17 protein-coding genes and 1 other RNA gene are annotated in these 18,995 nt (G+C 26.1%); 4 read left to right on the forward strand and 14 right to left on the reverse strand.

Annotated elements, in window-relative coordinates:
• Window positions 1–4: 4 nt before the first annotated feature.
• Genes gpmI through rplM form a run of 5 tightly spaced genes read right to left on the reverse strand, consistent with a single transcriptional unit; the run spans window position 5 to window position 3,956 of the window.
• A complete protein-coding gene (gpmI, locus tag H0H74_RS02020; RefSeq protein ID WP_185849045.1) occupies window positions 5–1,558 on the reverse strand; it encodes a 2,3-bisphosphoglycerate-independent phosphoglycerate mutase in 1,554 nt (517 codons plus the stop codon).
• A gap of 5 nt (window positions 1,559–1,563) precedes the next feature.
• Window positions 1,564–2,385, reverse strand: coding sequence for a translation elongation factor Ts (gene tsf, locus H0H74_RS02025; RefSeq protein ID WP_185849046.1), 822 nt, complete (start codon window positions 2,383–2,385; stop codon window positions 1,564–1,566).
• Window positions 2,382–3,107, reverse strand: coding sequence for a 30S ribosomal protein S2 (rpsB, locus tag H0H74_RS02030; protein WP_185849047.1), 726 nt, complete (start codon window positions 3,105–3,107; stop codon window positions 2,382–2,384). The genes tsf and rpsB overlap by 4 nt, the downstream gene beginning before the upstream one ends.
• 22 nt (window positions 3,108–3,129) lie before the next feature.
• Window positions 3,130–3,507 carry a 30S ribosomal protein S9 gene (rpsI, locus tag H0H74_RS02035; RefSeq protein WP_185849048.1) on the reverse strand — a complete coding sequence of 126 codons (378 nt, stop codon included), beginning with the start codon at window positions 3,505–3,507 and terminating at the stop codon, window positions 3,130–3,132.
• The gene (gene rplM / locus H0H74_RS02040) at window positions 3,504–3,956 is read right to left on the reverse strand and encodes a 50S ribosomal protein L13 (RefSeq protein WP_185849049.1); all 453 of its coding nucleotides are present in this window, start codon (window positions 3,954–3,956) and stop codon (window positions 3,504–3,506) included. Before rplM ends, rpsI begins: the two co-directional genes overlap by 4 nt.
• A gap of 205 nt (window positions 3,957–4,161) precedes the next feature.
• On the opposite strand from rplM, the gene dnaK reads away from it, so the two are divergent.
• Entirely contained in the window at window positions 4,162–6,063 is a 1,902-nt protein-coding gene (gene dnaK / locus H0H74_RS02045) for a molecular chaperone DnaK (protein ID WP_185849050.1), read from the forward strand.
• Between the two features lie 25 nt (window positions 6,064–6,088).
• Here dnaK and H0H74_RS02050 read toward each other — a convergent pair whose 3' ends face one another.
• From H0H74_RS02050 to rsfS, 4 genes are read right to left on the reverse strand one after another with little or no spacing between them, the layout of a single operon-like run.
• Window positions 6,089–6,760, reverse strand: coding sequence for a phosphatidylserine decarboxylase family protein (locus H0H74_RS02050; protein ID WP_185849051.1), 672 nt, complete (start codon window positions 6,758–6,760; stop codon window positions 6,089–6,091).
• A gap of 50 nt (window positions 6,761–6,810) precedes the next feature.
• On the reverse strand, window positions 6,811–7,635 hold the full coding sequence (locus tag H0H74_RS02055) for a phosphatidate cytidylyltransferase (protein WP_185849052.1): 825 nt from the start codon (window positions 7,633–7,635) through the stop codon (window positions 6,811–6,813).
• A 30-nt stretch (window positions 7,636–7,665) separates the two neighbouring features.
• On the reverse strand, window positions 7,666–9,621 hold the full coding sequence (ftsH, locus tag H0H74_RS02060) for an ATP-dependent zinc metalloprotease FtsH (RefSeq protein WP_185849053.1): 1,956 nt from the start codon (window positions 9,619–9,621) through the stop codon (window positions 7,666–7,668).
• 58 nt (window positions 9,622–9,679) lie between these two features.
• Window positions 9,680–9,991 (reverse strand): ribosome silencing factor, encoded by a 312-nt coding sequence (gene rsfS / locus H0H74_RS02065; RefSeq protein WP_185849054.1) that lies wholly within the window; start codon window positions 9,989–9,991, stop codon window positions 9,680–9,682.
• A gap of 112 nt (window positions 9,992–10,103) precedes the next feature.
• Between rsfS and H0H74_RS02070 the strand changes: the two genes are divergently transcribed.
• Entirely contained in the window at window positions 10,104–10,868 is a 765-nt protein-coding gene (locus H0H74_RS02070; protein WP_185849055.1) for a biotin--[acetyl-CoA-carboxylase] ligase, read from the forward strand.
• Here H0H74_RS02070 and H0H74_RS02075 read toward each other — a convergent pair.
• Both H0H74_RS02075 and H0H74_RS02080 read right to left on the reverse strand, forming a co-directional pair.
• Window positions 10,858–12,663: a YidC/Oxa1 family insertase periplasmic-domain containing protein gene (locus tag H0H74_RS02075; protein ID WP_185849056.1), complete on the reverse strand. Its 1,806-nt coding sequence runs from the start codon at window positions 12,661–12,663 to the stop codon at window positions 10,858–10,860. The two genes, H0H74_RS02070 and H0H74_RS02075, sit on opposite strands and share 11 nt — an antisense overlap.
• Window positions 12,660–14,282 (reverse strand): CTP synthase, encoded by a 1,623-nt coding sequence (locus H0H74_RS02080; RefSeq protein ID WP_185849057.1) that lies wholly within the window; start codon window positions 14,280–14,282, stop codon window positions 12,660–12,662. Before H0H74_RS02080 ends, H0H74_RS02075 begins: the two co-directional genes overlap by 4 nt.
• Window positions 14,283–14,399: 117 nt before the next feature.
• Between H0H74_RS02080 and ffs the strand changes: the two genes are divergently transcribed.
• Window positions 14,400–14,501: signal recognition particle sRNA small type (gene ffs / locus H0H74_RS02085), an RNA gene on the forward strand.
• Between the two features lie 57 nt (window positions 14,502–14,558).
• Entirely contained in the window at window positions 14,559–15,770 is a 1,212-nt protein-coding gene (gene clpX / locus H0H74_RS02090; protein ID WP_185849058.1) for an ATP-dependent Clp protease ATP-binding subunit ClpX, read from the forward strand.
• Here the strand turns inward: clpX and obgE are convergent, their stop codons facing one another.
• The 3 genes from obgE to lpdA all read right to left on the reverse strand — a co-directional run bounded on the left by obgE (window position 15,771) and on the right by lpdA (window position 18,898).
• Window positions 15,771–16,757 (reverse strand): GTPase ObgE, encoded by a 987-nt coding sequence (gene obgE / locus H0H74_RS02095; protein WP_185849059.1) that lies wholly within the window; start codon window positions 16,755–16,757, stop codon window positions 15,771–15,773.
• Between the two features lie 6 nt (window positions 16,758–16,763).
• Window positions 16,764–17,345, reverse strand: a complete 582-nt coding sequence (locus H0H74_RS02100) for a nucleoside monophosphate kinase (protein WP_185849060.1) — start codon at window positions 17,343–17,345, stop codon at window positions 16,764–16,766.
• 152 nt (window positions 17,346–17,497) lie between these two features.
• Window positions 17,498–18,898, reverse strand: a complete 1,401-nt coding sequence (lpdA, locus tag H0H74_RS02105) for a dihydrolipoyl dehydrogenase (protein ID WP_185849061.1) — start codon at window positions 18,896–18,898, stop codon at window positions 17,498–17,500.
• Window positions 18,899–18,995: the final 97 nt, after the last annotated feature.

An 18,995-nucleotide genomic window follows, 5' to 3' on the forward strand; every position in this document is an offset into this window, starting at 1 on the left:
AAAATTATTTTTTATGATATTTTATGATTATAGAAGTTCCACTCATAATTTTAGGAATAGGTAATTCCATTAATTGTAGAATGGTAGGAGCTACATCTGATAAAACTCCTTCTTTTCTTAAAAGAAGATCTTTTTTTTTTATATTTTTACCTAAAATAATAAAAGGGACTAAAGATGTGGTATGAGCTGTATGAGGGGTTCCATCTGAATTTATCATATAGTCTGCATTTCCATGATCTCCCACTATAATAACTGTATATGAATTTTTCATAGCTTCTTCAGAACAACATTTTACACATCTGTCAACAAACTCACATGCTTCTATTGTTTCTTTCATTTTACCAGTATGTCCAACCATATCGGGATTGGCAAAGTTTAAACAAATAAAATCTGATTGTTTTCTTTTTAATTCCGGAATAATTTTTTTCACAATATTTTCGGCACTCATTTCAGGCTTTAAATCATAAGTAGGAACTTTAGGAGATTGGCATAAAATTCTTACTTCTCGATTAAAAGGAGTTTCTCTTCCTCCTGAGAAAAAAAAAGTAACATGTGGATATTTTTCTGTTTCAGCTATACGTATTTGTTGTTTTCCTTCCCTTTCTAAAACTTCCCCCAAAGTATCCGACAAATATTCTTTTTCAAAAAGAACATGTACTCCTTTATATTTAGGATTAAAACAAGTCATAGTTATGTAATAAGATAAATTTAATTTTTCTATTCCTGAAAAAGGAATATTATTCCCCGTCAAAAGTTCTGTAATTTGCCTGGAACGATCAGAACGAAAATTAAAGCAAAAAACGACATCTCCATTTTTTATTCTTGAAACAGGAACTTCATTTTCATCAACAATTATTAAAGGAGACATAAACTCATCTGTTACTCCATCAGTATATAATTTTTCTATAGAAGAAACGATATTTCTAGTATATATTCCTTTTGAATGAACCATTGCATCATATGCTTTTTTAGTTCTTTCCCATTTATGATCACGATCCATAGAATAATACCTTCCAATAACGGAACATAATTTTCCTACATATTTATTAGTCACATTTAAAAGTTCTTTTATATAAAAAATACTTTTTTTTGGAGGAGAATCTCTTCCATCTGTAAAAATATGGATAAAAACATCTTTTATTTTTTTTTCGTGAGCTATTTTAAGAAAATAAAAAAGATGATTCATATGTGAATGAACACCTCCATCAGATAATAATCCAATAAAATGAATTCTTTTTCTAGAAAAAAAAATTTTATCAAAAAAAATATTTATTTTTTTTGCAAGCGAATTTTTTCTTATAGAAGTATTAATTTTTTCTAGACTCTGAATAATCTTACGACCAGATCCTAAATTAATATGACCTACTTCTGAATTACCCATCTGCCCTTTAGGTAATCCAACATCGGTTCCTGATGCTTTTAGTTTACTATAAGGATAATTTATAGAACAATAATCTATAAATGGAGTAGAAGCTTGTTCTATTGCGGAACAATAATAATTTTTTTGACAAGAAGATAAACCCCAACCATCTAGAATTATTAACATCAATTTTTTCATTTCATTCAACAATTAAAACTTACTCTTTTAAAGATATTTATTTTTAAATTTTTATCATATTTATCCAAATATTTTTGAACAGTTATTTTATTATTTTTTATAAATTTTTGATTTAAAAGAGTATTATCCCATACAAATTTTTTAATTTTTCCCTGAATTATTTTCTTTTTTATAGAATCAGATATATTCTCTTTTTCAACTTGGGTTTTAATAATTTCGGTTTCTTCATTGATTAATGAATCAGGAATTTCTTTTTCATTAATAGCGATAGGATTCATGGCAGCCACATGCATCGCTATATTTTTAGCCACAGATATATTTATTTCAGAGGAAAACCCAACTAATGATGCAATTTTGTTAGTATTGTGAGTATAATTTATAACAAATGGAGAATCAATTTTTTCAAAAATTTTTAATTCTAATTTTTCTTTTACTACCCCCATTTTACTTACAATCATTTCCCGAATATTTTCATTGTTATTATATGAACTATTCAAAAAATCAGTTTTATTATTAAATAATAACGATTTTTTCGAAAGTATGGATAAAAAATCCAGAAATTCATGGCTTTTAGATAAAAAATCAGTTTCGCATCTAATTCCTATAATTGTTCCACAAGAATGATTCAAATTAACGGAAGCAATAAGAGCTCCATCCTTCATTTGATACGAAGAACGATTGATTACTATTTTTTCTCCTTTTTTTCTTAAAAAACGGATTGCTTCATTGATATCCCCATTAGAATCAACTAATGCTTTTTTACAATCCATAATTCCAATTCCTGTTATTTTTCTAAGTTTATAAATTTCCTTTACAGAAACTTTCATAATTTTTTATTTGTAAAATTTTTGTTTTCACGTTCATTTTTATTAATAGAAATTCCATGTTGAATTGCTTCTGATACAAATTTTAGAATAATATCTATAGACTTAGAAGAATCATCATTAGAAGGGATAGGGTATTGAATATCATTAGGATCTGTATTAGTGTCTACCATGGCAAATACAGGTATTCTTAATTTTTTAGCTTCAGTCAAAGCTATTTTTTCTTTATTAGGATCTACCAAAAAAATACCACCTGGTATATGATTCATATTTGAAATACTTCCTAAATTTTTATATAATTTAGCATATAATCGGTCAATTAATAATCTTTCCTTCTTGGACAAAGTATCAAAAGTCCCATTTTTTTTCATTTTTTCTATATTATTCATTTTTTTTACAGACTTACGAATCGTTGTAAAATTTGTAAGCAATCCTCCTAACCATCTTTCTGTTATACAAGGCATATTTATACTTTTTGCATAAAAAGCAACTTTTTCTCTAGCTTGATCTTTGGTTCCTACCAATAATATCTTTTTTCCATTTATTGCTATTTTTTTTAACTCATTACAAGCTTCTTCTAATTTTGAAATTGTTTTTGATAAATCTATAATATGAATTCCTCCTTTTTTCATAAAAATGAAAGTACGCATATTAGGATTCCATTTTCGTGCAATATGTCCAAAATGAACACCAGCTTTTAATAAATCTTGAGTATTGATTTTCATTATATGTTTGTTAATTTAATTTCTAACGTTTTGAAAATTGATACTTTTTTCTAGCTTTTTTTTGACCAAATTTTTTCCTTTCTACTTCTCTAGAATCACGAGTTAATAAGCCTTCAGATTTTAGTTTACTTCTATTTTTCATATCAACTTGACAAAGCGCACGAGATATAGCAAGACGAATTGCTTCCGCTTGACCATTAAATCCCCCTCCAAAAACTTTTACATTTATATCAAAATGACTTAATTTTTTTATTATCTCAATAGGATACAGTATTTTTTTATGAAGATACACTGGAAAATATTGATCTAATTTTTTAGAATTAATAGTTATCAATCCATTTCCTGTTTTTAAATATATTCGTGCGAGAGACCTTTTTCTTCTTCCTATAGTATGTATCATGATTTTTTCAATTTCAATAAAATAGGTTTTTGAGCTTCATGTTTGTGTTTAGATTCTGGATATACATGTAGATTTTTAAATATTAAGCGTCCTAAACGATTTTTAGGTAACATTCCTCTAACTGATTTATATATTATATTTCTTGAATTTTTATTAAACAAATTTTTAATGGGAATAATTTTTTTTCCACTGGGATAACCAGTATAATAAATATATTTTTTATCATTCCATTTTTTTCCAGAAAGTCTAATTTTATTGGAATTAATAACGATTACATGATCTCCGCAATTGATATGTGGGGAAAAAAAAGGTTTATGTTTCCCCATTATAATACAAGCAATTTTAGTAGATAATCTCCCTAAAATTTGATTAGTTGCATCTATTATTATCCAATATTTGACCACTGAATTTTTTTTAGCCGAAATCGTTTTAAAACTCAAATAATCCATATTGTGTTTGATTTGATCTTATCAATATAAGGAATTTTAAAAATTTTTAATAAATGACTTTTTGTCATAAAAAACTTTTTTTATAAAAGCTTTTTATTGTCATACATCATCTATCCTTTATTTGTAAAGGTTTTATTTTCATTATGGCATAATGATTGAAGAAGTGCTATTGAATGAAATTAACATATGAAAAAACGTACTAAAAATGAGTAAAATTATAGGCATAGATCTGGGAACAACAAATTCTTGTGTAGCTGTAATGGAAATCAATGATCCTATTGTGATTCCTAACTCAGAAGGAAAAAGAACGACTCCATCTATAGTAGCTTTTGTAGAAGGAGGAGAAAGAAAAATAGGAGATCCTGCTAAAAGGCAAGCAGTAACTAACCCGCAAAAAACTATTTTTTCAATCAAAAGATTTATGGGAAGAATGTACTCAGAAGTCACTGAGGAATTAAAACATATACCTTATAAAGTTATAAAAGGGGGAAATAATACTCCTAGGGTTGATATAGAAAAAAGATTATATGCACCCCAGGAAATATCTGCAATGATTTTACAAAAAATGAAAAAAACAGCAGAAGATTATCTAGGAGAGGAAGTTAATAGAGCCGTAATCACGGTCCCTGCTTATTTTAACGATGCACAAAGACAAGCTACTAAAGAAGCTGGAGAGATAGCGGGATTAAAAGTAGAAAGAATTATAAACGAACCGACTGCAGCTGCTTTAGCTTATGGTTTAGATAAGAATAATCAAAATAAAAAAATAGTTGTATACGATTTAGGAGGAGGGACTTTTGATGTTTCTATTCTAGAGTTAGGGGATGGAGTTTTTGAAGTGCTGTCCACTAATGGGGATACTCATTTAGGGGGAGATGATTTCGATCAAGTTATCATTAATTATTTAGCAAATGAATTTAAATCTAAAGAAGGATTAGATCTTAGAAAAGATCCTATGGCTTTGCAACGTTTAAAAGAAGCGTCTGAAAAAGCTAAAATAGAATTATCTTCTTCAAATCAAACGGAGGTGAATCTTCCTTATATTACTGCTACAGAATCAGGCCCTAAACATTTAGTTTTAACCTTAATTCGGTCAAAATTTGAACAATTGTCAGAAAAATTAATACAACGTTCTATTCATCCTTGTTCTAAAGCATTAAAAGATGCAAATTTAACAACTCAAAATATAGATGAAGTAATTTTAGTAGGAGGATCTACTCGCATACCAAAAGTGCAAGAAGAAGTAGAAAAATTTTTTGGGAAAAAACCTTCTAAAGGTGTAAATCCAGATGAAGTTGTAGCTATTGGGGCTGCTATACAAGGAGGAGTATTAACAGGAGATGTACAAAATGTGTTGCTATTAGATGTTACTCCTTTATCTTTAGGAATTGAAACTTTAGGTGGAGTTTTCACTAAACTCATTGAATCTAATACTACAATACCCACCAAAAAATCAGAAATTTTTTCTACAGCATCTGATAATCAATCAGCCGTAACTATACGTGTAGGACAAGGGGAAAGGCCAATGTTCAACGATAATAAGGAAATAGGTCGATTTGATTTAGTAGATATTCCTCCAGCTCCTAGAGGAATTCCTCAAATTGAGGTAACTTTCGATATAGATGCTAATGGAATCCTTAATGTTTCTGCAAAAGATAAAGGAACAGGAAAAGAACAATCTATTCGTATTGAAACTTCTTCCGGTTTAAATCAAGAAGAAATAGAAAAAATGAAAAAAGAAGCAAAAGAAAACGCTATAAAAGATGAAAAAATAAAAAAAGAAATCGAAAACCTAAATGCTGCAGATAATCAAATTTTTCAGTCAGAAAAGCAATTGAAAGATTACGGAAACAAATTATCTGAAAATAATAAAAAAAATATAGAAAATTTTTTAGAAAAATTAAAAACAGCTCATTCTAAAAAAGATTTCGTTTCTATTGAAAATTATATGAAAAAATTAAACGAGGCTTGGACTAATGCTTCTAAAGAAATTTATAATACAGAAAATAAAAATAATCAATCAAATAAAAAAGAAAAAGAAGATGAAGAAAAAAGTAGCAAAGGAAATGAAAATGTACAAGATGTAGATTATGAAGAAGTAAAATAAAAAAATTGATGAAAAAGGGAGTATTTCATGATGGAATAATGGAGATTTTAGTTTCTCCTCCGGTAACTTTTTCTCCCTTTTTCACTAAAATTATAGAGTTTAATGGTAAGAGAACATCAACTCGAGATCCAAATTTAATAAAACCAAATTCATCTCCTTTTTTTACTATAGAATCTTTTTTCGCATAAAGAATAATGCGTCTAGCCAAAAAACCAGCTATTTGTCGAAATAATATTTGTTCTCCTTTATTTGTTTCCACTACTATTGTTGTATGCTCATTATATGAGGAAGATTTAGGAAGCCAAGCCATGATATATTTTCCAGGATGGTATTTTACATAAATAATTTTTCCAGAAACAGGAAATCTATTAACATGTACATTAAAAGGAGACATAAAAATGGAAATGCATATGCAGTTTTTTTTTAAAAATTCATTTTCAAAAATTTTTTTCACATTTAAAATTTTTCCATCAGCAGGAGAAATAATTATTTCTTTATTATAACTTTTTTTATGAATTTCATAAAAATTTCTTTTTGGATTTCTAAAAAAGAAAATTAAGAAAAAATAAAGTATAATGGAAAATACTGATATGGAGATACAAATTAATCGAGATAATAAAAAGAAAGAAAAAATTACTAACAATAATAGTATTACTAGTACGTATCCTAAAAATGGAATTCCTTCTTTATGAATCATGATTATAAGATTTTATTATAAATAAATCATGAATATTTTTACAATTTTATTTAAAAAATATAAACAATGCTAGCTACTACAGTAGCTATAATAGGGATTACAAAAATAAAACTATCTAATCTATCTAAAAAACCTCCATGTCCAGGAAACCAAATTCCAGAATTTTTTACACTATAAGATCTTTTGATAGTAGATTCTACAAGATCACCAATGGTAGAAAAAATAGGAACAGTAAAAGATAAAATAAACCAATATTTTTTACCCCATATTTTGTATAACAAAAATCCTAACATGATGCAAAAAAACAACCCCCCAATAACTCCTTCCATTGATTTTTTAGGAGAAATAGATGTAGCTATTTTTCTTTTCCCCCATTTTTTTCCTATTAAATAGGATAAAGAATCATTTGTCCATATTAAAATAAATATACCTAAAATTAATTGTTTTCCATGAAGAATCATAGTATATATATAAGATGCTAAATAAAATGGCATAATAATATAAGCCAATCCAAAAATTAGATGACTGGCTTGTACTATTTTTTCTTTATGAGAATATTTATCAGAGAATAGTTGAATAACAAGAAAGATTATAGAATAAGGAATAAAACAAATTATATATGGAATGAAACCCTTTTCTTTTTTCACAAAAAAATCTATAAGAATAGGAAGTAAAAAAAATAAAGAAGTAACTTTAATCAAAGTTGTATTAGTTTTTAATATTAATAAAAATTCAAATAAACAAAAAAAAGACAACATCATCATTACAATTCTAAAAGTTCTTTCTCCTTTTTCTATAGAAAAAATAATTGAAGTAACATAAATTAAACCGGTAAAAAATCTTATCAGTAAGTCTAAATCCTTCTTTTGTTTCATTATACATACTTTAAACAAAAATAAAAAAAATTAAGGAGAAGATATATTACTAACAGAACTTAACATATCACCAATTTCATCAGGATAAGGTCTTTCTCCAAATATTTTTTTCAAATCTTCTCTAAAAATAACTTCTTTTTCCAATAATTCATTGGCCAACATAGATAATTTTTTTTCATTGTTTTTCAATATATTTTTAGCTCTTTGATATTGTTCTGTTACAATCTTAGATATTTCTTCATCTATAATTTGAGCAGTTTTTTCGCTATAAGGTTTAGAAAAAGAAAATTCATTTTGTCCTGTAGAATCATAGTAAGAAATATTTCCAATTTTTTCATTCAATCCAAAAATAGCTACCATAGATTGAGCTTGTTTAGTTACTCTTTCTAAATCATTTAGAGCTCCAGTAGAAATGCTACTAAAAATAATTTCTTCTGCCGATCTTCCTGCTAATAATGCACATATTTCATCTTTCATTTGTTCAGGAGTTGTTAATTGTCTTTCCTCTGGGAGATACCATGCAGATCCCAATGATTTTCCTCTTGGAACTATGGTGACTTTTACTAAAGGAGAAGCATGTTCGAGCAACCAACTTATTGTTGCATGTCCAGCCTCATGATAAGCAATTCGTTTTTTTTCATTTGGTTTTATGATTTTATTCTTTTTTTCTAAACCTCCAATAATACGATCTATTGCATCAAGAAAATCCTGGTTTTCTATTTGAGATCTATCTCTTCTTGCCGCTATAAGAGCTGATTCATTACAAACATTAGCAATATCCGCTCCACTAAATCCTGGAGTTTGTCTTGATAAAAAATCTGTGTCTACGTTATTAGATAATACTAATTTTTTAAGATGTACACGAAAAATCTCTTTTCTTTCATTTAACTCTGGAGGATCTACTAATATAGTACGATCAAAACGACCAGGACGAAGTAAAGCTTTATCTAAAATATCAGATCTATTAGTCGCAGCTAATACGATTACATTAGTATGAGTACCAAACCCATCCATTTCTGTCAAAAGTTGATTTAAAGTATTCTCTCTTTCATCATTTGATCCAGCTATACTACTTTTTCCACGAGCTCTTCCTATAGCATCGATTTCATCGATAAATATTATACATGGAGATTTTTCCTTAGCTTTTTCAAATAAATCCCTTACTCTAGAAGCCCCGACTCCTACAAACATTTCTACAAAATCTGATCCTGATAAAGAAAAAAATGGAACTTTTGCTTCTCCAGCCACAGCTTTAGCCAATAAGGTTTTTCCTGTTCCTGGTGGTCCTATCAATAAAGCTCCTTTAGGAATTTTTCCTCCAAGCTTAGTATATTTTTTAGGACTTTTTAAAAATTCAACTATTTCTTGAACTTCTTCTTTAGCTCCTTCTAATCCAGCAACATCTTTAAACGTTATTTTTACATTATCATTTTCATCAAATAATCTAGCCTTAGATTTTCCTATATTAAATATTTGTCCTCCAGGACCTCCACTTGTAGATCCTATTCTCTTAAATAAAAAAATCCAGAAAATAATTAATAATATGAAAAATATACCATAATCAAAGAAAAATTTAGTAATGGTATATTCTTGCTGATTTTTAAAATCAATAAGAGTATTTAAATTATATTTTTTTTTATACTCTTCAAATTTTTTTTGAAAAAATTGCAAATCTCCTATTTCAAATTCATATTGTAATGGCTGTGTTATGAATCTTCTTTCATTTTCATTATTTCTAATAATATTTCGAGTAGAATTATTAAATGATAAAAATTCTTTTTTTAAATAAACATATACTATTTCTCTATGTTTTACTATTATTTTTTGCACTTCTCCTTTTGACAGGATGTCAAAAAAAGTATCTTGATCTATTTTTCTGGGATTCGAAAAAGAAGATTTAAAAAAAAATATTCCTACAAATATGGAAAATATGACTGCATATACCCAAAAAAAGTTATTTTTACTTTTTATTTTTTTATCTATCATATAGGTTTCTTCATTACTTAATTTTTAATAAAAACCTTAGTTATATTTTTTATGAATTTTAACTCCAAAGATTCTCTATATCATAATGTAATCTTAATTTTTTTTGAAAAATATGAACAACAATAGAAATATAATCAACTAAAATCCATTCTTTATTTTTTAACCCTTCTATATGCCAAGGTTTTTTTTGGAATTTTTCTATCGTGATTTTCTCTATAGATTGAAAAATAGCATATACTTGATTATTAGAATCTCCATTACAAATAACAAAATAATCACAAATAAAATTCCTTCTATCTTTTAAATTTATAATAGATATATTTTCTCCTTTAACCATTTGAATTCCTTCTATAATTTTATCTAATAGCAAAACAAAAATTATTTTTTAATATTGTTAAATAAATCAGCATTTATTAAATTTATTTCAAAAAACAAAAATAAGGTTTTCGTTTTAAAGAAGTTAATTTCCAATATAAAACATTTTGAAAAAATTTATTTGGCCTATCAATCTAATTATATTAAAAGAAACCAACTCTACAAATCAATATGCAAAAAAATATATTTATGAAAAATATAATTGGATAGTTATTTGGACGATGAATCAAACCAAAGGAATAGGAATGAACAAAAATTTTTGGCATACGGAAAACAAAAAGAATTTGACTTTTAGCATTGTTTTTAAACCTATTAAAACTTTATATATAAAAAAAATATATATCATGAATGTTATTACAAGCAATGCTATACATAAAACTTTGTCTAAATATTATAATCCAAAAAATAAAAAAAAAATTTGGATTAAATGGCCCAACGATATTATTATTGATGATAAAAAAGTAAGTGGAATTTTAATAGAAAATAATTTTTTTTCACAAGAAATTCATACTACTATTATTGGTATAGGTTTAAATGTTTATCAAAAAGAATTTAAAAAAGAATGGAATGCCTCTTCTTTAAAAAAGATTTTCAATCTAGATTTTGATTTAGATTATCTTTTTTATAGCATTATATACTTTATTCAAGAAGAATATCTTCTTTTTATAACTCATGGAGAGAAATTTATACGAGAATATTATATCAAACACCTATACTTAAAAGATAAAAGTGCTTTTTTTTATGTTTATAAAACAAATAATTATATTATCGGAATAATACGATCTATAACAGATCAAGGTTTTTTAATTGTTGAATTAAATAAAAAATTCTATTTTTTTTATCACAAAGAAATAAAATTTCTTATTCCGTAGCATTTCTATCCCTTTTATTTGATATTTCTTTGATTATCTTTTTCCAAGAATTACGTTTTATAATTTTTTTTTCCTGAATTTTTTCAAAAATTTTTTTTTCATCCAACATTAATTCCTTAATGAAAAAGAAAAATCCAATATTAATCATATTAGATGTTAAATAATATAAAGATAAAGCAGATGCATAGCTATTTATAAATAAAAGCATAACAATAGGCATTAAATATAATATAAAATTCATATTAGGAATAGAAGAAATATCACTTTCTTTTTGAGAAAAATCTCTTTTCCCATTATTACTCAATTTTGTATAAAATAACAATGCAGAAGAATACAATAAAGTAAGTAAACTCACATGATTTCCGTAAAAAGGAATAAAAAAAGGCAATTTTAAAATTGAATCATATGAAGTAAGATCTTCAACCCAAAAAAAAGATTTTCCTCTCAAATTAATTAAAGTAGGAAAAAATTTAAATAAAGAATAAAAAATAGGAATCTGAAATAATGCAGAAATACATCCAGACATTGGATTAATTCCTACATTATGATACAACTCCATAATAGCTCTTTGTCTTTTGAAAACATCTTCTCTATATTTATAATTTAATTTTTCTATCTCTGGACGAATTAATTTCATCATAGCACTTAATTTATATTGTTTATAAGTAATTGGAGATAGTATAAGTTTTACAACTATAGTCATCAAAACAATAATAAGTCCATAATTTAAATTTGTTTTCTCCAAAAATTGAAAAACTATTAAAAAAAAATACTTATTGATCCATTTAAGGAAACCCCATCCAAATGGAATAATATTTTCAAATCCATTTTGATATTTTTTTAACAAATTCAAATCTAAGGGACCAAAATAAAGACGAAAAGAAAGATGAAATTCTTTATTTTTTTCCGTGTTTATAAATGTTCGAAATTGAATTTTTTTTAAAAAAGATCCTGAAGAAAAATTTTCAGATCTAACAAAAACATTTTTCAATACTTTCTCAGGAACAAAAATAAAAGAGAAAAACTGTTGTTTATGAGCAATCCAATTTGCTTTATATATATTTATATCTTCCGTTTTTTTTTCAGACAAATATTTTACAGAAGCAGAAGAACCATTTGAATTATCATTAGAAACAGAATAATATACTTGAGTATAAGAATTTTCCCAATCTCTATCCTTTTCTAAGGATAGCATTTTATGTTCTAAATTTAAATAAAATCCTTTTTTTTTAAAAAAAGGAAAATTTCTAGTTTGTATAGAAAAACCAATATCATATTGGTTTTTTTTTCCTATTGTATATATATAATCTAAAAATCCTTTTCCATAAGGATTTTTAGCTCGCATAATAAGAGTTTGAATTCCCGATATTTCATCTTTTTCTAAAGAAAAAGGTTGAAAATATAAAGTATTTGTATCAATATTTAATCCTTCTTGATTAAGAAAAGATAATTTGTATAAAAAACTATAATTTTTTATTAAATAAAGATTTTTAGCATGATATGATAATAAAGAATCATATGCCTTATATTTCTTTAATAAAACTTCATTAATTCCCCCTCCTAAGCTAGATATTTTAAGCTTCAAAACATTGTTTTCTAACAAAAAAAAATTATTTTTTTTCCTTTTATCCTTTTCTGTGATAAAAATTTCTTTTTTTGTAAAAAATTCTTTACGATTAAAATCTTGTTTTCTGAAATTACTGTTATTGTTATTGATATAGGTAAAAATTATTAAAACAAATGATATAAGAATTAATCCTATTATAGAATTGTAATCTAAATTTTTATCCTTCATATATAAGAATAATTCTGAGAATTTATAGATACTTGTATAAAAGTAGTAAATAAAGGATGTGGATTTGTCACTCTACTTTGATATTCTGGATGATATTGAACTCCCAAGAAAAAAATATGATTTTCTAATTCTAATGCTTCTACTAAACCCGTATCCGGATTTATTCCAACTACTTTCATTCCAGCATTGGAGAAACATTCTAAATAATCATTATTAAATTCATATCTATGACGATGTCTTTCAAAGATTTCTTTTTTTCCTCCATAAATAGAAAATATTTTAGAACCTTCTAAAAGAGTACATTTCCAATCCCCTAAACGCATTGTTCCTCCTGTATGAGTTAATTTTTTTTGTTTTTCCATTAAACTTATTACTGGATAAGATGTTTTTGGATTTGTTTCATGACTTTCTGCTTTTTTTAATCCTAATACATTTCTAGCAAATTCTATTACAGCAATTTGCATTCCCAAACATATTCCAAAAAATGGAATTTTATTTTCTCTAGCATATTTTGCTGCAAGTATTTTTCCTTCTATTCCTCTATTTCCAAATCCTGGAGCGATCAAAATTCCTGAAATTCCTTTAAAATATTTTTTTATATTTTTTTCTTTAATCATTTCTGAATAAATCCATTTTATATCAACATAAGTTTCATTTTCTGTTCCTGCATGAATTAAAGCTTCTGTTATGGATTTATAAGAATCATGCAAAGAAACATATTTTCCAACTAATGCTATTTTAATTTCATATTTTGGATTTTTATATTTTTTAATATAAGTTTTCCATTTTTTTAAATCCGGAATAGTAATGGTAGATAAATTCAAATGATTTAATACTGCTTCATCAAAATTTTGTAGATGTAATAAACAAGGTATTTCATATATAATTTTAGTATCTATTGATTCAATAACATGCTTTGGTTTTACATTACAAAATAAAGCTAACTTTTTTCTAATATTATTGGATATATGTTTTTCTGTTCTACACACTAGAATATCTGCTTGAACTCCATTTTCCATTAAATGTCGTACAGAATGTTGCGTTGGTTTTGTTTTGATTTCTCCAGTAACTGCAATATGTGGAAGTAATGTCAAATGAATAACTAAACCATTAAACTTTCCTAATTCCCACTTTAATTGACGTACTGATTCAACATAAGGTAAACTTTCAATATCACCTACAGTCCCTCCTATTTCAGTAATAACAATATCATAATTTTTAGATTCTCCAAGAATTTTAATTCGTCTTTTAATCTCATTAGTAATATGAGGTATGACTTGTACTGTTTTTCCTAAATAGAATCCTTTTCTTTCATTATCTATCACGGTTTTATAGATTAAACCTGACGTTACGTTATTTTCTTTCGTTGTAGATTGATTTAAAAATCGTTCATAATGTCCTAAATCTAAATCTGTTTCTGCTCCATCTTTAGTTACAAAACATTCACCATGTTCATGGGGATTTAAAGTTCCTGGATCTATATTAAAATAAGGATCTAACTTTAATATAGAAACTTTATATCCCCTAGCTTTTAATAACATACCTAACGAAGCGGATACTATTCCTTTTCCCAATGAGGAGGTTACTCCTCCTGTAACAAAAATATATTTTGTTTCCATTATAAAAAATAAAATAACCAAATTCAACAGAAGATATTACCCCTATTATTAATAACAGAGAATTCTCATTCAAAAAAATGAGAATTTATGATTTTTTTTTTATATTTACCAAACTTGGAGCAAGTCCTACACAATCAGCTCCCTGTAAAATCCTCCAGGGTGGGAACACAGCAAAGGTAGTCAGGTTGTAGCGATGTGATGTAGTAAAGCTTGCTCCTTTTATGTTTATATATGTTATTATATAATATGTAAATCTAAAAAAAAGAATGGGTATTTATGAAAAATTCATTAAAATGTAATTTATGTGGAATAAATAAAAATGATACAACTTTTTTTGTATCAGGGATTAACGGACATATTTGTAATTTCTGCATAGAAAAAACTTATTCCATTATTCACAAAAAAATTTTAGAAAAAAATACTCATAAATACAATAACAATTTTAAAAAAGTCAAAAAACCCAAAGAAATAAAATCTTTTTTAGATCAGTATGTTGTAGGACAAAATGAAGCAAAAAAAATCATATCTGTCGCTGTTTATAATCATTATAAACGTATTCAACAATATAATAATAAAGATTTAACAAATGTAGAAATAGATAAATCTAACGTATTATTGATTGGAAAAACAGGAACAGGAAAAACTTTATTAGCAAAAAGTATATCAAAATTTTTGAAAATACCCTTTGCTATTGCCGATGCTACTACACTAACTGAAGCAGGTTATGTAGGTGAAGACGTGGAATCTATTTTAACAAAATTATTACAATCTGTGAATTATGATATAAATTCTGCTGAAAAAGGAATTATTTTTTTGGATGAAATAGATAAAATTTCTAGAAAAAGTAATAATCCTTCTATTACTCGAGATGTATCTGGAGAAGGAGTACAACAAGCTCTACTCAAAATATTGGAAGGATCCGTTATTAATGTTCCTCCACAAGGAGGAAGAAAACATCCAGATCAAAAAATGATACAAATAAATACAGAAAACATATTGTTCATAGCTGGAGGAACTTTTGATGGAATAGAAAAAATCATTTCTGATAGAATAGAAAAAATGCCTATAGGTTTTATTACTCATATCACTCAAAATAAAAGAAATAGAAAAAAAAATTATTTAAAAAATATTCTTTCTGAAGATTTAAAAAAATTTGGATTAATTCCTGAGATTATAGGAAGATTTCCTGTTGTTACTTATTTAAAACCATTAAACAAAAGCATGTTAAAAAATATTTTATTAGAACCAAAAAACGCTTTAATAAAACAATATCAAAAATTATTTGATATGGATCATATATCTTTGAATATTACAGACGAAGCACTAAATATTATAGTAGACAAGACTTTTCAACTAGGTTTAGGCGCTAGAGGACTACGTATATTTTGTGAAAAAATATTTTTAGATTATATGTTTGATATAGAAAATACTCAATCCACATTAGATATAAATAAAGATATTGTAGAACGGAAACTATCTTGTTCCTAATCATTCTTTAATTAACTTCCATAATATTTTTATCAATTCTGATAATCCCTCTTTTGTAAAAGAGGAAATGAAAATAATATTTTCTTTTAATTTTACAAAGAATTCTTTTATTTCTCTTTTTTTTTCATTATTTATTAAATCTGATTTAGATATCGCTAGTAAACGTTTTTTTTTTAAAAGACTTGAGTTAAATTTTTTTAACTCATTTAACAAGATAAAATATTCTTTTTTTTTATCACTTGTATCTGAAGAAATTAAAAATAACAAAACGGTATTTCGTTCTATATGTCTTAGAAAATAATGTCCAAGACCTTTCCCCTCAGATGCTTTTTCTATAATTCCAGGAATATCCGCTACTAAAAAAGAATTAAAACCTATCTCTACTACACCTATATGTGGTACTTTAGTTGTAAAAGCAAAATTTCCTATTTTTGGTTTTGCTTTTGTAATTGTAGAAAGTAAAGTAGATTTACCAGTATTAGGAAAACCTATAAATCCTACATCGGCCAAAATTTTTAATTCTAAAAAAACCCAATTTCCTTTTGTTTTGATTCCCGGTTGTGCATAACAAGGAGATTGATGAATTGAATTTTTAAAGAAAGCATTTCCTTTTCCTCCTTTTCCTCCTTCAAATAAAATTTCTTCCTGAAAATCTTTGGTTATTTCCATTATTATATTTTTCCTTTCATCTTTTACTACGGTTCCTATAGGAACTTCTATCAATAAATTATTTCCGTTTGCTCCAGTTATATTATTTCCTTTTCCTGGAGATCCGGATTTAGCTATCCAATGTTTATGATATCTTAAATGTAAAAAATTATGAATGTGAGAATTTCCTTTAATAATGATGTCCCCTCCTTTTCCTCCTGTTCCTCCATCAGGTCCCCCTCTGATTGTACGCCTATCTCTATAAAAATGTACGGATCCTATTCCTCCATCTCCACTTTTACAATAAATTTTTATAAAATCAACAAAATCATTTTTCATAATATATTAATATAACAGATTTATGATTTTTTTCTCTATAAAAATAGAAATTTTATCTACAGATAAAGAAGCGTTCAATTTTATTATATTATTTTTCCATTTGTGATTATTCCATATCAAAGAAGTTTCTTGATCATATTCTTTTATTCTTCTTTGAACTGTCATAATATCTGTATCATCATTACGATAACTCGTCTTTCCCCTTTTTAATAATCTATTTATTATCAAATTTTTTTGAATAAAAAAATAGAAAATTATATTAATCTCACCTAGACAAAATTTAGTTAATACTTCTTCTAAAGAGAAAATTTGATTTTTAGTTCTAGGATATCCATCATAAATGATTCCTTTAGCCTTAAAATGTTTTTGAATTTCTATGTTTAACATATTTGTAGTAATTATATCAGGAACTAATATTCCTTTATTAATATAACAACTAGCTAATTTTCCTAAATTAGTCTTTTTTTTCATGTGATCTCTGAATATCATTCCAGTAGATAGATGAATGAAACCAAATTTATTTGATATGATTTTAGCTTGAGTTCCTTTTCCACAACCTGGTGGTCCAAACAATATAATATGTATCATAAAATAATAAAAGTTATGAATTCCATGCAAAAAAAACACAGTATATGAGACATAAGAAAAATAGGTATTCTATTATCCGTATTAAGTACACAACAAAACGAATATATGTGTGGAAATATAGAAGAAAGAAGTGTATTTCTTAATTGAAAGACTTATAAATGAATAGCTTTTCCATAAGCATGAGCTATAGATTCTATAATAGATTCACTTAATGAAGGATGAGGGTGTATACTCTCCAAAATTTCATGACTGGTTGATTCTAATTTTCTAGCAACAACTACTTCTGGAATCAAATCTGTAACATGATTTCCTATCATATGACATCCTAACCACTCATCATATTTATCATCAAAAATAACTTTTACGAAACCATCCGTATTCTCATCAGAAATAGCTCTACCCAAAGCGCTAAAAGGAAATTTTCCTACTTTTATTTGAAATCCTTTCTCCTTAGATTCTTTCTCTGTATAACCTACTGAAGCTATTTCAGGAAGTGAATAAACACATTTTGGAATATTATTATAATCTATTTTTTTACAATTTAAACCTTTGATATTTTCAATGCAATTTATGGCCTCATTAGAGGCTACATGAGCTAAAGAAGGAGTTTTAATTACGTCTCCAATAGCATAATATCCATCTATATTTGTACGATAATTTTCGTCTACAACTATAAATCCTTTTTCTGTTTGAATTCCTACTTCTTCCAGTCCGATATGTTTAACATTGGGAACAACTCCTATTGCATATAGGATCGTATCTGCTTTTAATACAAGATTTTTCAATGATAATGTTTTAATATCAATGATTACTTCATTATTTTCAGTATTATATATAATTTGATTTATACTAGAAGATACATAGCTTTTAATTCCTATTTTATCAAAACAACGTTTCAAATAATCAGATATATCATCATCTCCACTAGGAAATAACTTAGGACATATTTCTATAATAGTAACTTTTGTTCCCATAGAATGATAAAAATAAGCCAATTCCAATCCTATAGAACCAGACCCTATAATTATCATTTTTTTTGGTAATGAAGAGAGAGACAGAGCTTCTTTATATGTTATAATTTTTTTTCGATCATATTGAATTTCTGTATCTATTTTAGGAATAGCTCCAGTAGAAATAATAATATGTGAAGCAGAGTATTCTCCTATACTTTTTTCATTTTTAAAAATTTCTATTTTTTTTCTTTTCTTTAACTGTGCATTTCCATAGATAACATGAACTCCATTTTTTTTCATCAAAAATAAAATCCCTTTTTTTATTTGATCTACGATTCTTCTACTTTTAGAAATAATTTCAGGATAATTTATTTCAATATTTTCATTTTTTATCCCAAACAATTCTCCATTTTTCTTTATAGATTGCAAAATTTTGGCACTATTCAAAAGTGATTTAGTAGGAATACAACCCCAATTTAGGCATATACCTCCAAGAGATTCTTTTTCTACTATAGCAGTTTTCATTCCAAGTTGTGCTGCACGTATAGAAGCTACATAACCTCCAGGACCACTACCTAAAATAATAACATCAAAATGCATAATCGTATTTATAAATAAATAAATTTACAGATTTTTCTGTTCAATATTAATTTCCTAAAGAAAAAACAATAAAAGTTCTTTATTCGTATGAATAATA

It is taken from the genome of Blattabacterium cuenoti, from assembly GCF_014251315.1.
Classification (GTDB): Bacteria; Bacteroidota; Bacteroidia; order Flavobacteriales; family Blattabacteriaceae; genus Blattabacterium; species Blattabacterium cuenoti_AJ.

What these genes read in the sequence shown, in the direction of transcription:
- H0H74_RS02080 (WP_185849057.1), bottom strand. Translation starts at nt 14,282, where the DNA reads ATGGAAACAAAATATATTTTTGTTACAGGAGGAGTAACCTCCTCATTG.
- rpsI (WP_185849048.1), bottom strand. Translation starts at nt 3,507, where the DNA reads ATGATACATACTATAGGAAGAAGAAAAAGGTCTCTCGCACGAATATAT.
- rpsB (WP_185849047.1), bottom strand. Translation starts at nt 3,107, where the DNA reads ATGAAAATCAATACTCAAGATTTATTAAAAGCTGGTGTTCATTTTGGA.
- H0H74_RS02050 (WP_185849051.1), bottom strand. Translation starts at nt 6,760, where the DNA reads ATGATTCATAAAGAAGGAATTCCATTTTTAGGATACGTACTAGTAATA.
- dnaK (WP_185849050.1), top strand. Translation starts at nt 4,162, where the DNA reads ATGAGTAAAATTATAGGCATAGATCTGGGAACAACAAATTCTTGTGTA.
- rplM (WP_185849049.1), bottom strand. Translation starts at nt 3,956, where the DNA reads ATGGATTATTTGAGTTTTAAAACGATTTCGGCTAAAAAAAATTCAGTG.
- lpdA (WP_185849061.1), bottom strand. Translation starts at nt 18,898, where the DNA reads ATGCATTTTGATGTTATTATTTTAGGTAGTGGTCCTGGAGGTTATGTA.
- tsf (WP_185849046.1), bottom strand. Translation starts at nt 2,385, where the DNA reads ATGAAAGTTTCTGTAAAGGAAATTTATAAACTTAGAAAAATAACAGGA.
- H0H74_RS02075 (WP_185849056.1), bottom strand. Translation starts at nt 12,663, where the DNA reads ATGAAGGATAAAAATTTAGATTACAATTCTATAATAGGATTAATTCTT.
- gpmI (WP_185849045.1), bottom strand. Translation starts at nt 1,558, where the DNA reads ATGAAAAAATTGATGTTAATAATTCTAGATGGTTGGGGTTTATCTTCT.
- obgE (WP_185849059.1), bottom strand. Translation starts at nt 16,757, where the DNA reads ATGAAAAATGATTTTGTTGATTTTATAAAAATTTATTGTAAAAGTGGA.
- clpX (WP_185849058.1), top strand. Translation starts at nt 14,559, where the DNA reads ATGAAAAATTCATTAAAATGTAATTTATGTGGAATAAATAAAAATGAT.
- ftsH (WP_185849053.1), bottom strand. Translation starts at nt 9,621, where the DNA reads ATGATAGATAAAAAAATAAAAAGTAAAAATAACTTTTTTTGGGTATAT.
- H0H74_RS02055 (WP_185849052.1), bottom strand. Translation starts at nt 7,635, where the DNA reads ATGAAACAAAAGAAGGATTTAGACTTACTGATAAGATTTTTTACCGGT.
- H0H74_RS02100 (WP_185849060.1), bottom strand. Translation starts at nt 17,345, where the DNA reads ATGATACATATTATATTGTTTGGACCACCAGGTTGTGGAAAAGGAACT.